The organism is Bacillus atrophaeus (assembly GCF_001584335.1).
GTDB lineage: Bacteria > Bacillota > Bacilli > Bacillales > Bacillaceae > Bacillus > Bacillus atrophaeus.
Map to the genome: position 1 here is coordinate 93,315 of NZ_LSBB01000001.1, position 15,266 is coordinate 108,580.

The 15,266-nt window shown below is 37.4% G+C and carries 11 protein-coding genes and 1 riboswitch; of the genes, 7 read left to right on the top strand and 4 right to left on the bottom strand.

The features are described 5' to 3' along the window. The first annotated feature begins 164 nt into the window (after positions 1 to 164). From AXI57_RS20545 to AXI57_RS00485, 4 genes are all read left to right on the top strand, one after another. Positions 165 to 335 (top strand): CxxH/CxxC protein, encoded by a 171-nt coding sequence (locus AXI57_RS20545; RefSeq protein ID WP_081112729.1) that lies wholly within the window; start codon positions 165 to 167, stop codon positions 333 to 335. Positions 336 to 415: 80 nt separating this feature from the next. Beyond that, complete coding sequence (rlmH, locus tag AXI57_RS00475) at positions 416 to 895, top strand: 23S rRNA (pseudouridine(1915)-N(3))-methyltransferase RlmH (RefSeq protein ID WP_003226975.1); 480 nt, start codon at positions 416 to 418, stop codon at positions 893 to 895. Positions 896 to 1,068: 173 nt separating this feature from the next. Next, positions 1,069 to 2,829, top strand: a complete 1,761-nt coding sequence (locus AXI57_RS00480) for an ATP-dependent nuclease (protein ID WP_061668909.1) — start codon at positions 1,069 to 1,071, stop codon at positions 2,827 to 2,829. Then, a complete protein-coding gene (locus AXI57_RS00485) occupies positions 2,816 to 4,363 on the top strand; it encodes a UvrD-helicase domain-containing protein (protein WP_061668910.1) in 1,548 nt (515 codons plus the stop codon). The genes AXI57_RS00480 and AXI57_RS00485 overlap by 14 nt, the downstream gene beginning before the upstream one ends. Before the next feature lie 935 nt (positions 4,364 to 5,298). On the opposite strand, the gene fbp is transcribed toward AXI57_RS00485, so the two are convergent. Next, entirely contained in the window at positions 5,299 to 7,224 is a 1,926-nt protein-coding gene (gene fbp, locus AXI57_RS00490; protein WP_061668911.1) for a fructose-1,6-bisphosphatase, read from the bottom strand. 517 nt (positions 7,225 to 7,741) lie between these two features. Here fbp and AXI57_RS00495 point away from each other — a divergent pair. The 3 genes from AXI57_RS00495 to AXI57_RS00505 all read left to right on the top strand — a co-directional run bounded on the left by AXI57_RS00495 (position 7,742) and on the right by AXI57_RS00505 (position 10,984). Then, the gene (locus tag AXI57_RS00495; protein ID WP_061668912.1) at positions 7,742 to 8,371 is read left to right on the top strand and encodes an ATP-binding cassette domain-containing protein; all 630 of its coding nucleotides are present in this window, start codon (positions 7,742 to 7,744) and stop codon (positions 8,369 to 8,371) included. 20 nt (positions 8,372 to 8,391) lie between these two features. Then, the gene (locus AXI57_RS00500; RefSeq protein WP_061668913.1) at positions 8,392 to 9,114 is read left to right on the top strand and encodes a peptide ABC transporter permease; all 723 of its coding nucleotides are present in this window, start codon (positions 8,392 to 8,394) and stop codon (positions 9,112 to 9,114) included. 287 nt (positions 9,115 to 9,401) lie between these two features. Continuing rightward, positions 9,402 to 9,482: riboswitch (glycine riboswitch) on the top strand. Positions 9,483 to 9,631: 149 nt separating this feature from the next. Next, entirely contained in the window at positions 9,632 to 10,984 is a 1,353-nt protein-coding gene (locus AXI57_RS00505) for an amino acid permease (protein WP_061668914.1), read from the top strand. Positions 10,985 to 11,339: 355 nt separating this feature from the next. On the opposite strand, the gene ahpF is transcribed toward AXI57_RS00505, so the two are convergent. The 3 genes from ahpF to gnd all read right to left on the bottom strand — a co-directional run bounded on the left by ahpF (position 11,340) and on the right by gnd (position 15,264). Continuing rightward, entirely contained in the window at positions 11,340 to 12,869 is a 1,530-nt protein-coding gene (gene ahpF / locus AXI57_RS00510) for an alkyl hydroperoxide reductase subunit F (RefSeq protein ID WP_061668915.1), read from the bottom strand. A gap of 13 nt (positions 12,870 to 12,882) precedes the next feature. Beyond that, on the bottom strand, positions 12,883 to 13,446 hold the full coding sequence (ahpC, locus tag AXI57_RS00515; protein WP_003326173.1) for an alkyl hydroperoxide reductase subunit C: 564 nt from the start codon (positions 13,444 to 13,446) through the stop codon (positions 12,883 to 12,885). Between the two features lie 414 nt (positions 13,447 to 13,860). Beyond that, the gene (gnd, locus tag AXI57_RS00520; protein WP_061668916.1) at positions 13,861 to 15,264 is read right to left on the bottom strand and encodes a decarboxylating NADP(+)-dependent phosphogluconate dehydrogenase; all 1,404 of its coding nucleotides are present in this window, start codon (positions 15,262 to 15,264) and stop codon (positions 13,861 to 13,863) included. Between the last annotated feature and the right edge of the window lie 2 nt (positions 15,265 to 15,266).

Below are 15,266 nucleotides of genomic sequence, written 5' to 3' on the forward strand. Positions count from 1 at the left end.
CTGGGAACGCCGGCTTTTTTGTGAGAGAAAACGGATTCATCAACAGCTTTGCTTGTCGAATTGTGGATAAAACTCAGTCCGAAGCACTACTAACATGTGAATAAATAGGTTATATTGGGAAGAGAACATTTGCAGAATGCAAGAAAACATCGGAGGATTTAAAAATGAAAAATGCTTATTATTCCTGTGAAGAACACATCGAAACTGTGCTGGATATGTACATAGACGACCACGAACTCCCGCCCGAAATCAGAAAAATCGAACATACTAACAGTTTATCCACAGCCTGTGAATTATGTGGGGAGACCGCAGTATATATAGTGGGGAACGAATGATCTTACACAAAATACAGAAAAGATATCCACAATTGTGGACAACATATATGAATAACTTGTTTCTAAGGTGGGGATGACCTGTGAATATCAATATTGTGACAATCGGAAAACTAAAAGAAAAATACCTCAAGCAAGGCATTGAAGAATACACCAAACGACTTTCGGCCTACGCAAAAATCGACATCATCGAACTCCCGGACGAAAAAGCCCCGGAAAATCTAAGCGACCAGGACATGAAAATCATAAAAGACAAAGAAGGCGACCGCATTTTATCAAAAATCAGCCCCGACGCCCACGTCATCGCCCTCGCCATCGAAGGAAAAATGAAAACATCCGAAGAACTAGCCGATACAATAGATAAGCTGGCTACTTATGGAAAGAGCAAAGTCACCTTCGTCATCGGCGGATCACTCGGATTGAGTGACGCGGTGATGAAGCGAGCGGATGAGAAACTGTCGTTTTCGAAAATGACGTTTCCTCATCAGTTGATGCGACTTATTTTAGTGGAGCAGATTTATCGGGCTTTTCGGATTAATCGTGGGGAACCTTATCATAAGTAATCGCAACCTTTATGGTACGGGATTCGGACAAAAATAGAATAACGATTAAATGATAGAAGTAATAACTCTAATAATCATCAAAGAGTTATTACCTCTGTTAATTTTTTAATGTTATAATAATGGTGGTAACTTTTTCAAAAAAAAACAAAAAAACACTATTAGAGGGGATACTAATGCAGCTTAAAAGCCTAACTATAGAGAATTTTCGAAACTTTGAAAAAGTAAGTATAGATTTAACAAATCAAAATGTTTGTTTTGGAATGAATGATGTGGGTAAAACAAATTTGCTTTATGCTATCAGATTCTTATTAGATAGAGATATTCGTAAAAATGGCTTTAAAGAATCAGATTATTTTAGAAATGAAAGAGACAGAGTAATAAGAATAACATTAGGTGTCGATTTATCTGATCGTCTAAAAGATGAAGATTCCCAGCATATAATAGCCAAAGTGGGAGGGGCAAGGTCAAGTAATGAATTAGATAACTTTTTTTTTCAGGTAGAAGGTACTTATGATATTAGTGAAGAAGTTGGAATACCTAAAATTTATTGGGGAAGTAATTTAAAGGATTTGGATGAAATAATCCAAAATGGAATATATAGCAATTTGGATAATTTATTTAAGATCGTATACGTAGATCCAACAATAGATTTAGAAAAAACTTTCTCAAAAAATAGAAGACAGCTATTTGATCAAAACAAATTAGATGATAATGATATTACAATTTCCAATGAGATTAAGACTTTAGGAATAGAAATGAACAAAAAAATTAGTAGTATGGGGGTTATTCAGTCTTTTCAAGATACTATAACAGAAGAGTATAGAAAATTGAAAAAGGAAAAAATAAATATTGAAATGAAATCAGAAATAACCATTAATGGATATTTCAGTAACCTTATTCCATATATAAAAAAAGAAAATGATGATAATATTTATCCAACTTCAGGAGACGGAAGAAAGAAGATTTTAGCTTACTCCTTGATAAACCATCTTATTCAAGCACAAGAAGGAAATAAAATTATTATTCATTTAGTTGAGGAACCAGAAAATAGTTTACATAGATCTATGCAAATTGCTTTATCCAAACAATTATTTAACTCTAAAGTATATAAATACTTCTTTCTATCAACACATTCTTCTGAACTACTGTATGAGATGGACAACACATCGTTAATAAGAATTTATTCAGAAGATCGGATAAACTGTGATTCATATATTTATAATGTTAGTGAAGAATATAAAAATGTAAAAAAAGAACTTAATAGAGCATTGTCAACAGCTCTTTTTGCTGAAAAAGTACTTTTAGTAGAAGGTCCTTCAGAAAAAGTATTATTTGAAAAAATTTTAGAAAATGTATATCCCACATATGAGTTAGATGGCGGTTACATATTAGATGTAGGCGGGATAAAATTTAAACCATATGTAGATGTATTGAAAGGTTTAAATATTACTCCTATAGTAAAAACCGATAATGACTTGAAATCAAAAAGGGATAATAAAACAATTTTTGATTTAATAGGAATTAAACGATGCTTAAACCTTATTAATGATGAAGAGAATTCTATTGAGCCAATTGAGATTGAATATTTTGAAAATGATGCGCAAGGAAAAAGGGTTCCGAATAATAAAGTGAAAAAACAAAAGATAAAAGATAAAAAGTTAGAATTATATGTGTTATTTCAAGACACTATAGAGCATTTTAAAGAAAATAATATATATTTGTCAAAAATAGATTTAGAACACGACCTCTATGAAGTTATTGGAGACAGAATGGAAGAGATTTTAGGTTCAAACCCTATAAACTACCTTCAAGATCATAAGCTACTTAATATGATTGAATTAACTAATGAATTAACGAGAACAGATTGTAACAACATAATTAATCATCCTTTATTTGAATCTTTAAGAAAGTTGGTGCCAAATGAAGTTGATTGATCAGGAAGATAGAACTGCAATTTTAGAAAATAACGATGATATAGTTGTTTCAGCTAGTGCAGGCTCTGGAAAAACTACAATTATGATAAAGAAAATGGGAATTGAACTTGAAAAAATAACAGACCACCGAACGATAGCAGCTATTACATTTACTGTGAAAGCAACTGATGAAATTAAAAAAAAAGCAGTAAAAAATATTAAGAAACCCTTTGTTGTTATGACAAATGATTCTTTTATTGAGAATGAGATAATTAGACCTTTTATTAAAGATGCATTTGGTAAAGATTACGGAAATGATTATTCTGTTGAATATGGAAATGAATTTAAATTTGATAATTATTCATCTGGACTAAACCAGTTGAGAAATAATAATATTTTAGGTAGTTTTGAAGATAATAAACGCAATTTCAATTTTAAAGTTGCTAATGATATTTTAGAAAAATCATTAGCTGCACAAGAATATATTAAAGCAAAGTATTCATGGATCTTTATAGATGAATACCAAGATTCTGATAGGGACATGCACCGTTTTTTTATGAAGTTAAAAAATAAGCTAAACATAAAGTTATTTATTGTTGGCGATTCAAAACAGGCAATTTATTTATGGCGTGGAGCAATGAGTAACATATTTAAATTATTAGAGAAAGAAAGTTTTAGCTCTTATGAACTCGTAACCAATTTTCGTTGTGATAAAGAAATTGAAAACTATGCAAACCTGTTTCATAATTCGCAATATTATTTACACTTATCTGAGAACGTAGAGAATGTAGTTTTTAAGGAATACAACACTTTTAGTAATTATTATGAGCGAAGGGATTTTGTCGGTTTTATAGATGAATTCAAAGGACTTATTTTAGAAAAAACTCTTGAGCTAGATAAAGAAGTAACAATAATCGCCAATTATAATGATGATGCTAAGAAGATAACGGAGTTATTAAATCTAGAAGGGTTTGATTTTGTTTTTATTCCTAAGACCCCAATTGATGAAGGCATTCCTAATGGATACTTATTAAAAGAACTTGCATTATTTTCAAAGAATTCAACATACACAATCTATGATTTTTTAGAAAATACCCATATTGATGAAAGAATTCGCACGAGATATGAAGTTAATAATATTATTGGGAAACTAAAGAAGAATACAAATCCAGACATAGTTGAAGAAGTAGTTTCTGGCTTAGCCAATTATTTGGAAATATCAATAGGGGAAGATGAAATCGAAAAGTTCTGTGAAAGTATTTGTGATAGTAAATATGATATGGCTTTCAGATTAATAGAATCAAAACACAAAGTAATGACGGTTTTTGCTTCAAAGGGATTAGAATTTGAGCAAATAATAAGCTTTTCACGCTATTATAAAATTTATAAAGATGAAAATTTGCAAAATCACTATGTATGTATTACACGGGCAAAAGAAAAGTTTATTATGTTCATTGATGATAAAGGATACTACGATTTTGTTTTAGAAGTAGCAGACAGCAATGGTATTAAAAATATAGAAAAACTAATTAGATATAAGGAAAGTTGTAATTAGGATTATTAAAAAAATTAAGGGTGACAAAATAATAAAGATTCTCTGTATAAAAATTATTATTTCGTATAACTACAGAAATATTTTAAATTCAGTAATCAGCCCATAGATAAGAACCTTCCGTTTTTGAATTTTATCTGTTATATTTTATATGATATTTTACCCAATTCTTACTTTGGTATTTAATGATATTTAAAATCAGATATAGAATCGGATTAACTATTTTCTAATTATTGGAACTAGAAAACAAGAGATGTTGAAATTACTATATCATTTGAAATATTGGAAAAGATAATGGTTAAGGATAATGCCTGGATTGGCATCTGAAGAGCAGTTGCTGACGTTACGTTGTACCTATTATAAACAAAGAAAAAATATCTGATTGTAATATATTTTATTATTCGGAGCGGGTGATGGCTGTTAAAAATTGTTGTCATCCGTTTCCGATATAGCTTGAGGTTTGGATATATTCACTTTTGTAACTAAATTAAATTTTCACTCCAGAACACTATAGTTTGCTGGATTATAATAACGAAGAGATGAAACATATATTATTATCATTTCTTGAAGAACCCTTAAATATTTATGACTTAATTAATTAAGATTTTCTACTCAAGGATATTGTGTTTATCTATCGAAGGTCTAAAACTAGAAGAAATAGGTAGGTGTTGGCTCAAATATGCAACAAGCGAATGGATAAATATGCTCGAGCTAGAACAATGTATCGCGAACCAAACTAGAAATACGCTCTGCCCTTCAAATACAGCGTCTGTACTGGGTTTCATACTTTGATTTTCGTGCAAAACAACCTATATTTTTGTATTGGTATTTACGTATTTGAAAATACAGATAACCAGACTTGTTAGCAATTTGCAGCGTTAAATGAGAACCAGCAAAAAAGAGCCCAGAGAAAGTCAGCTCTGAACCCCCTATACTCCTCACTTCATATACCGATACTCCCGCAAACTCTCCAAAATCGCAACTTCCTGCAGCAGTTCCTCACCCACATTCGTTTCCTTCACTTTCTTCCGCTCGAGCTCTTTGTCCACTAATCGTTTCACCGTTAAGACATCGGTTCCGGTGCTTAGGACTTCTGCCTTGGAATTAAAGTGTTTATGGGCGACGAGCTGCATGCCGTAGGAGTTGTATAACAGCGTGTAGCCGGCGATGCCTGTTGTGGATTGGTAGGCTTTGGAGAAGCCGCCGTCGATGACGATCATTTTTCCGTTTGCTTTGATTGGGTCTTCTCCTTCGATTTCTTTTACGGGTGTATGGCCGTTGATGATATGGCCATGATCTGGATTGAGGCCGAATTCTGCCAGGATGTTTCGGCAGGTTGCCTCGTCTTCACGTAAATAGTAATACGGGTTTTTCTTCTCTTTATGCGTTTCCTTCTCTTTAATGAAATACCGCTCAAATGTCGTCATGGCGCGTTTTCCGAAGAGGGAAGAGTACTCGCCTGTCCATAAATACCAAGCCATATCCGTCGCCAGATCATTGGTTTCTTCCGGGTGGGCAAACGCTTCCCGCAAGAATCGTTCAAATACATCGAGCAGCTCACGGCCTGCATACGGTTTATCCTCAATCATCATCGTTTCCATATTGCCGTTTTCATCGACAGGAATACAGCCGTGAATCAACAGGTTGCCGTTATATTTTAAATAAAGGCTGCCTTTTTTCATCATAAAATTCATATGGCGGCCCAGCTTTTCAGAATGCTGGACAGAGAATAGCAGCTTGTCTATGATTTCTGCTTCTTCTTCTAATAGCTGATCTGGCTGCTCCGGATTAATCGTAGCAAAGCAGGTGTTTTCCAGTTGATATGTTTTTCCGTTCAGCGTGATTTCGTTTTTGTCATAATCTATTTTCTCTAATAATAGCCGTTCCTCCATGTTAAAGTTCGGCCGTCTCTTGATAATCGGGCTCTCAAGCTTGAATTGGATCATGGCAATGGCTTGATGGATTTTTGTGATTTGCTTAATCTCTTCTTCCGGTCTGTTTTCGTCTGCTTTTGGACGGAACGCTGGATTATCATCGTAATATTTTTCGGCCAGGTTCATCAGCGGTCTTAAATTGATGCCGTACACGTCTTCAATAATGTCCAGGTTGTCATAGCGGGCACAGATGCGGATAATATTGGCCAGACATACTTTGGAACCGGAATAGGCGCCGATCCAAAGGACATCGTGATTTCCCCACTGAATATCGACTGAATGATAATTGATTAGCTCCTCCATAATCCGATCCGGCTGCGGGCCGCGGTCGTAAATATCGCCGACCACATGCAGATGGTCGACCACCAATCGCTGAACGCTGTAAGCAAGACCGGTGATCAGCTTATCGGCTTGGCCAAGTTCAATGATCTGGTCTATGATTTCGGAGTAATATTGCTCCTTGTTGCCAGCTTGTTCTGTTTTGTATAGCAGCTCCTCCGTGATATAAGCAAACTGGGCAGGCAGTGCTTTACGCAATTTGGAGCGGGTATACTTCGAGGAGCAATAAGAAACAAGCCTAATCATTCGGTTAATCGTTTCTTTATACCACTCGTTTAACGCTTCTTTCGCATCAAAATCATGTTTGATTAACTTCAATTTGTCTTCCGGATAATAGACCAATGCTGCTAAGTCATCAATTTCTTTATCGTAAATGACACCGCTGAAAATGTCGCGTATCTTCTCTTTGACTCGTCCTGAACCATTACGCAGCACGTGCTGGAATGCCTGATACTCCCCGTGCAAATCACTGACAAAATGCTCGGTGCCTTTTGGCAGGTTCAGTATCGCTTTCAAATTAATGATTTCCGTTACCACTTTTTCTTCACAATCGTATTTTTGTGCGAGTAAATCTAAGTACTTGCTTTCCAAAACCGTCCATCCCCTTTTTAGAATAAACCCCTATTTATGAGCATTTGCATGATAAGGTGAATTTAAAAGTATGACATTATTTTTAATCATTGGACCCTTATACGATAGTAACGCATAACTCCTTTTAGAGACAATCAAAACGAGGGAAAGAGGCGCCGAAATAAGCGAGATAAAGAAAAAGCAGAAAAAAGAGAGAAAGATTAAGGCAGATAGAGCTAAAAAAATCTACGGAGGAGGTTATTTAGTCGAGGGCTTAGGCTGAAAGGTTCAGTATCCTCTTTATTCTTGTTATCAATATGTATTGATATGGTAAGACGATCCGTTTATTTGGCTTGTTTGTCAATTATCTTGTAAGGAATTGCCTTGAGGAAACTGCCATTGTTGTACTTTGAGTGTTATATATTGTAAACTAGAGTAAAAGATCTCCAAATGTATCATCAAAAAACATTTCTTACAGTTCCGAATCGGAAACGAAAGAGGCATCTTGAAAATCCAAATATTTCCTAGGGGTATGTATATGAACATAGCGAATTATACTTTAAAAGTGAAAGGTAAAACGTTACTTCAGGACACGGACTTACATTTTTCGAATGGGAAAATCAATCATATAGTCGGAAAAAATGGAGTCGGTAAATCACAGCTTGCTAAAGACTTTTTATTAAATAATAGCAAACGAATCGGTAGAGATATTCGTCAAAATGTTTCTTTAATCTCTAGCTCGTCGAATATACCTCATGATGTTTCTAAGGACTTTTTATTAAATTTTTTGAGCGAAAAGTTTGATTCAGAAAAGATAAATAAGATTGCGAGTTTACTTAATCTTGATAATATAGATGGTAAAGTTCTTATCAAAAATTTAAGTGATGGGCAAAAGCAAAAATTAAAATTGCTTAGCTTTTTACTAGAGGATAAAAATATTATTGTTTTAGATGAAATCACAAATTCATTAGACAAAAAAACGGTTATGGAAATTCATCGTTTTCTGAAAAAGTATATCCAGGAGAACCCAGAGAAGATTATCATTAATATTACACACGATTTGTCTGATTTAAAGGCGATAGATGGGGATAATTATATATTTCATGATCAAAAAATCCATAAATATGATTCAGTGGAAAAGTTAATTGAAGTGTATATAAATGAGTAATGGAACAGTGGGGGCATAAGATGAAATTAGAGTTAAAAAAAAGTATGAGCAACAAAGTTTTTGTTATATTAGGATCTATGATCGTTTTTTTATTTTTACTGGGGTATTTTTTGCTTGTTGGAATCGATAAAGTCAGCAATGTTACATCTGAGATGTTTTTCTTTAGCTCCTATACCGTTGCCACTCAATTTGGTTTGATGTTATTTTCATTTGTTATAGCTTTCTTTATCAATAGAGAGTATTCAAATAAAAATATTCTCTTTTATAAATTAATTGGAGAAAACATCTATACCTTCTTTTATAAAAAGATAGCTGTTTTATTTTTGGAATGTTTTGCGTTTATAGCGCTTAGTCTGCTCATCATATCGTTGATGTACCATGATTTTTCCCATTTTACATTAATGCTATTCTTATTTTCTGCAGTTATATTGCAGTATATTTTAATCATTGGAACGATAAGCATTTTATGTTCTAATATATTAACTAGTATAGGTATTAGTATAGTTTATTGGATTACTACAGTTATTTTAGTAGCAATAAGTAATAAAACGTTTGGTTTTTTTGCTCCTTTTGAGGCAGGTAACACTATGTACCACCGAATAGAAAAAGTGTTGCAATCTGATCATATGACACTTGGGATTAATGATATTATATACATTATTTTATATTTAATATCAATCATTATCATAAACGTAATTATTCTTCGCTTTTCTAAAACTAAATGGGTCAAAATGGGTATTTGACAAAAGGAAGCTACTTCAAGTTGAAGTAGCTTTTTGTGTATACGATATCATCCAGGTGACGTGCTGTGTGTTTGAGTTTTGTTTAGGTGAGGTGTCTTTTAGCTTTCATCAATTGTCTTTCCCCATCTAAAACTCTTTTTTGATTATATGATTCTAATTAGGAAATAAAATCACCATTGACAAACCACGCAACCCCTATTAAAATAAAAAGTTATCCGATAGTTGTTGTTTCTATCGAAAAATTCAATATGTAGCAAGCTATGATTGCTGTGGGTCACACTATAGCAGGAGCAGCTTCTGGAGAGACCGCGGAGATTCCGCGGCGCCGAAGGGTTCACAATCTCAGGCAAAAGGACAGAAGAGTACCGAATATGTATTTGTCGTGCTGATGATTGTCAGCGCACAAATATGATTTGTTATTCTTATGACCACGAGATTGGAGGACATCCAATCTCTTTTTTATGGGCTTTTTTCACTGCTCGTCGTTTCACAATAAAGAGGTAAGGAGGAGTTTGATTTGGAACAGCGAGAATTAAAGAGGGAGTTGTCCAATCGGCATGTGCAGCTCATCGCCATTGGCGGGACGATTGGCACCGGCTTATTTTTAGGTTCCGGTAAGGCGATTCAATTGGCGGGTCCTTCTATCATCTTTGCGTATTTCATTGTAGGTATTGCGCTTTTTTTCGTGATGCGGGCGCTGGGAGAACTGCTGTTATCTAAAGCAGGTTATCAATCGTTAACAGATATTGCCGAGGAGTATCTGGGACCGCGGGCATCGTTTGTCACCGGCTGGACGTATTGGTTTTGCTGGATTATGACGGCTATGGCGGATGTGATTGCCGTCGGTGTATATGTGAAATATTGGTTTGATATTCCGCAGTGGATCCCTGCACTTATCTGTTTACTCATTTTATTAGGGTTCAATCTATTAACGGTCAAGCTTTTTGGAGAATTGGAGTTTTGGTTTGCTTTAATAAAGGTCATTACGATTCTCGCATTAATTGTCATTGGGGTTATTTTGCTGGTGATCGGATTCAAGACGCATACAGGAACGGTTTCGGTTACAAATCTTTGGGAGCATGGCGGCTTGTTTCCAAACGGATTTTCAGGCTTTTTGCTTTCTTTCCAAATGGTGATCTTTGCATATGTCGGTGTGGAATTAGTAGGTGTATCGGCAGCGGAAACATCGAATCCGAAAAAAAATATTCCATCGGCTATTAATAAAATTCCTTTGCGGATTCTATTTTTCTACGTCGGCGCGCTTATCGTCCTATTATGTATTAACCCATGGACGGAATTGAATGCTGCCGAAAGTCCTTTTGTGAAAACCTTCAGCTTAGTCGGTATTCCGCTTGCTGCGGGTATCATTAATTTTGTTGTATTAACGTCAGCCGCTTCTGCTTGTAACAGCGGGATGTTTTCAACAAGCCGGATTCTGTACAATTTAAGCAAAACGAAACAGGGCCCGGCCAATTTTGCGAAGCTGAATAAAAATCATGTGCCGAGTAACGCGTTATGGGTATCGGTTATTGTCCTCTCAGCGGGAGCTCTTTTAAGCAAACTGATACCGGAACAAGCTTTTGGCATCGTGACAACCATTAGCGCGATTTGTTTTATTTGGGTGTGGGGTGTGATTCTTGTTTGTCATATCAGATACAAGAAAACCCGTCCGCTATTACACTCAAGATCAACATTCAAAGCGCCATTTGCGCCGTTTATCAATTACGTTGTTCTGGCGCTGTTTGCTGTCATTCTCATGATTATGCTGTTTGCGGATGCAACTCGCCCGGCCTTGTTGCTGACTCCTCTGTGGTTTATTTTATTATTTATTTTATATTGGACTAGAGGAAACAAAAAAAGAAGGACCTGATGAGTCATATTAAATGGTGATTCCATAAATCTCTAATCATTAACAAGCCGGTGTGCTGCATGCAGTATGCCGGCTTTATTTTTGGTTAACCGCTTCTCTTTATAGGGATATATCTAATGCAGAGGATTATCGAGGACCTTGAGCTTAATTTAATGAATCTCTCAAATAAATCAAGGCATAAAGTTAACAAAGTAATGGATTATTTAGAGTAGCAAGGATTTGTTGAGCTAGTGAGCAGAAGACCAAAAGCTTATAAAATCAGCGAGAGGATTGTTTAGAAGAAATACTGCCTTCTTAATTCAACGCAGACATATCAAAAAAGCCGCCAATCAGGTAATATGGCGGCTTTCTTGTATTAGTTCCGGATCAAATAATCAAACGCTCCTAAAGCAGCACTTGCACCTGATCCCATCGAAATAATAATTTGGTTATAAGGACCGTCTGTACAGTCACCGGCAGCGAATAAACCAGGAACGCTTGTTGCGCCGCGTTTGTCGACTACGATTTCGCCGATGCGGTTGCGTTCAACGGTTTCGTCTAACCATTCTGTGTTTGGCACGAGACCGATTTGGACGAATACACCTTGAAGTTCAACGTGTTTTTCTTCGCCTGTTTCGCGGTCTGTGTATGTGATGCCGTTTACGCTTTGATCGCCTGTGATTTCTTTGGTTTGTACGTTTTTCAGTACTGTAACGTTTGGCAGGCTGTAGAGACGTTTTTGCAAGACTTCGTCTGCCTTCAGTTCCGGCGCGAACTCTAGCACAGTGACGTGATTGACAATACCTGCAAGATCAATCGCTGCTTCGATACCAGAGTTTCCGCCTCCGATAACGGCTACGTCTTTGCCTTCAAACAATGGGCCATCACAGTGCGGGCAGTAAGCGACACCTTTGTTTTTGAACTCTTGTTCACCAGGTACGTTGACATTGCGCCAGCGGGCACCTGTTGAAAGGATGACTGTTTTACTTTTCAGGACAGCACCGTTTTCGAGTTCAAGCTCGAACAGATCTTTTTTCTCAAGGCGTTTTGCGCGCTGAAGGTTCATGACATCAATATCATATTCCTTCACGTGCTCTTCAAGACTTGCAGCAAGCTTTGGTCCTTCAGTTGCTTTTACGCTGATGAAGTTTTCGATGCTCATGGTGTCGAGGACCTGTCCGCCGAAGCGTTCAGCGACAACACCTGTGCGGATTCCTTTACGCGCCGTGTAAATGGCTGCACTTGCGCCGGCAGGTCCGCCGCCGACAACAAGAACGTCGTAAGGATCTTTGTCAGCAAACTCAGATGCATCTGCGCCGCTGCCCATTTTCGCAAGAATCTCTTCGAGGGTCATACGGCCGCTTCCGAAAGTTTCGCCATTCAAGTAAACAGTTGGCACTGCCATGACGTTTTTGTTTTCGACTTCTTCTTTAAACGCCGCACCGTCAATCATGGTGTGAGTGATGTTCGGGTTCAGCACGCTCATCATGTTTAAAGCTTGTACAACGTCAGGACAGTTGTGGCATGTCAGGCTGATATAAGATTCAAAGCGGTACTCACCGCTGATGTTCTTCACCTGATCAATGACCTTCTGATCTACCTTAGGCGGTCTGCCGCTCACTTGCAGCAATGCCAATACTAAAGAAGTGAATTCGTGTCCAAGAGGAATACCGGCGAAAGTGACGCCAGTGTCTTCTCCGGCGCGATTCACACTGAAGCTTGGCGTTCTGTTCAATTCAGCTTTTTCAACAGTGATTTTCGATGACATGGAAGCCAGCTCATCAATCAGAGCCAGCATATCCTTAGAGGTGTCATCTTCACCTGCGCTCACTTTGAGAACAATGTCATTCTCAATTAGCTGCATGTATTGATTTAATTGTGCTTTGATATTTGCTTCAAGTACCAATGGAATGCACTCCTTAGATTTTACCTACTAGGTCAAGGCTTGGTGTAAGTGTTTCAGAACCTTCTTCCCATTTAGCCGGGCAAACTTCACCTGGGTTTTGACGAACATATTGAGCTGCTTTTACTTTGTTTACCAGGTTGCTTGCGTCACGGCCGATACCGCCTGCATTGATTTCAACAGTTTGGATTACGCCATCCGGATCGATGATGAATGTACCGCGGTCAGCAAGACCTTCTTCTTCGTTAAGTACATCAAAGTTACGAGAGATCGTTTGAGATGGGTCACCGATCATAGCGTAAGTGATTTTGCCGATTTTTTCAGAGCTGTCATGCCAGCCTTTGTGTACGAAGTGAGTATCTGTAGAAACAGAGTATACTTCAACACCAAGTTCTTTTAGGGCTGCGTATTGGTTTTGAAGATCTTCAAGTTCAGTCGGACATACGAAAGAGAAATCTGCTGGGTAGAAGCAGAATACGCTCCATTGACCTTTTAGGCTTTCGTTTGTTACATCGATGAATTCACCGTTTTTGTAAGCTTTCGCTGCGAATGGTTGTACTTCTTTTCCAATTAGAGACATAATTTATGTTCCTCCTAAATGTGATTTTGAGAATATTAAAAAGCATAAAGTATAAACTTTAGCTTTCAATAATAATTCTAATTATATATGAATTATTAAATAACATTTATTTTTTGTCAAGGGGAAACACCTAGATTATTTTTGCTTTTTGTACTTATGATGGGGAAATACTGGTAATGATTGGTCTATTTTGTTCTATCAAGGATGATGAAATTTATCATGGCCTATTCTCAATTAGAAGTGATATTGGGGTGTGAAAATGCAGTTTGATCACTTTCGCCGTACTAAAAATGATTGAACGTGTCTTTGTCGAAATGAAGTTGGAAGAGAAATTTTTTTCACCGCCATGAATTTAAAAAAGCTGGCAAACTGGACCTTTTCAAGTCCGGTTTTCCAGCTTTTGTTACATACTCTTCATGACCATTCCGTATGAAAAAACCCATCCATATCCGTCCGTTCATACGTATGAGCACCAAAGTAATCACGCTGAGCCTGCAATATATTCGCGTTGGAACGTCCTGTGCGGTAGCCATCGTAATAAGATAGAGCCGTACTCAAGCATGGGAACGAGATGCCGGCGTTGATTCCTTCACACACCACTTTTCTCAGGCCTGTTTGGTAGGCTTTGAGCTTTTCTGAGAAATATGGTGCGATGAGCAGGTTTGGTAGGTCCGGCTGTTCTTGGAATGCTTCGCTGATGATGTTTAGAAATTCTGCACGTATGATGCAGCCGCCGCGGAAAATAAGGGCGATGTCTTTTAACGGCAAATCATACCCATAAAGCTCAGACGTCATTTTGTATTGGGCAAAGCCTTGTGCGTAGGCACATACTTTTCCCATGTATAAGGCTTGTCTCACGTAATCAATCCACAGGTTTTTATCGAAATGCTTTTCCTCGGTCTCTGGACCGGATAAGATTTGTTCTGCCGCAACCCGTTCATCTTTTAATGCAGATAGGTAACGGGCGAACAGTGATTCCGTGATAATGGATGACGGAATGCCATTATCAATGGCTTGCATGCTCGTCCATTTTCCTGTGCCTTTTTGGCCTGCTTTATCAAGAATGACATCGATCAGCGGGGCGTCTGTCCGTTTATCTTTTTTCCTTAAAATCTCTGCTGTGATTTCGATTAAATAGCTTTTCAGTTCGCCTTGATTCCATTCTTCAAAAATGTCAGCGATTTCATTGAGCGGCAGACGCAATGTGTCTCTTAGAAATGTATAGGCTTCTGCGATCAGCTGCATGTCTGCATACTCAATCCCGTTGTGCACCATTTTTACAAAATGACCCGATCCTTTTGGTCCGATATACACACAGCAAGGGTCATCTCCTACTTGTGCTGCGATTTTAGTCAGGATGGGAGCGGCTTTTTCATAGACATCTTGATCTCCGCCCGGCATGATGGATGGGCCTTTTAAAGCGCCGACCTCGCCGCCGGAAATGCCGATTCCTAAATAGCCGATTCCCTTCTCTTTTAAATGATCATATCTTTGTTCCGTTTCGTTGTAGTGAGAGTTTCCGCCATCCATGATGACATCGCCCTTTTCAAGCAAAGGAATCAGCGAATGGATTACGGAATCTACCGGTTTGCCCGCAGTCACCATCAGAAAGATTTTTCTTGGTGTTTCTAACGATTGAACAAAATCCTGAAGCTCATAGTACGGATTGACAGACTGTCCATCAAGCTTCTGTACGAGCTGGTCCGTTAAATCCCTCGTGTAATTATAGACGGCGACCCGTTCCCCTTTATTGGCCATGTTTAAGGCGATATTGCTGCCCATCACACCTAAGCCTATGACACCAATTGTATTGAACATGT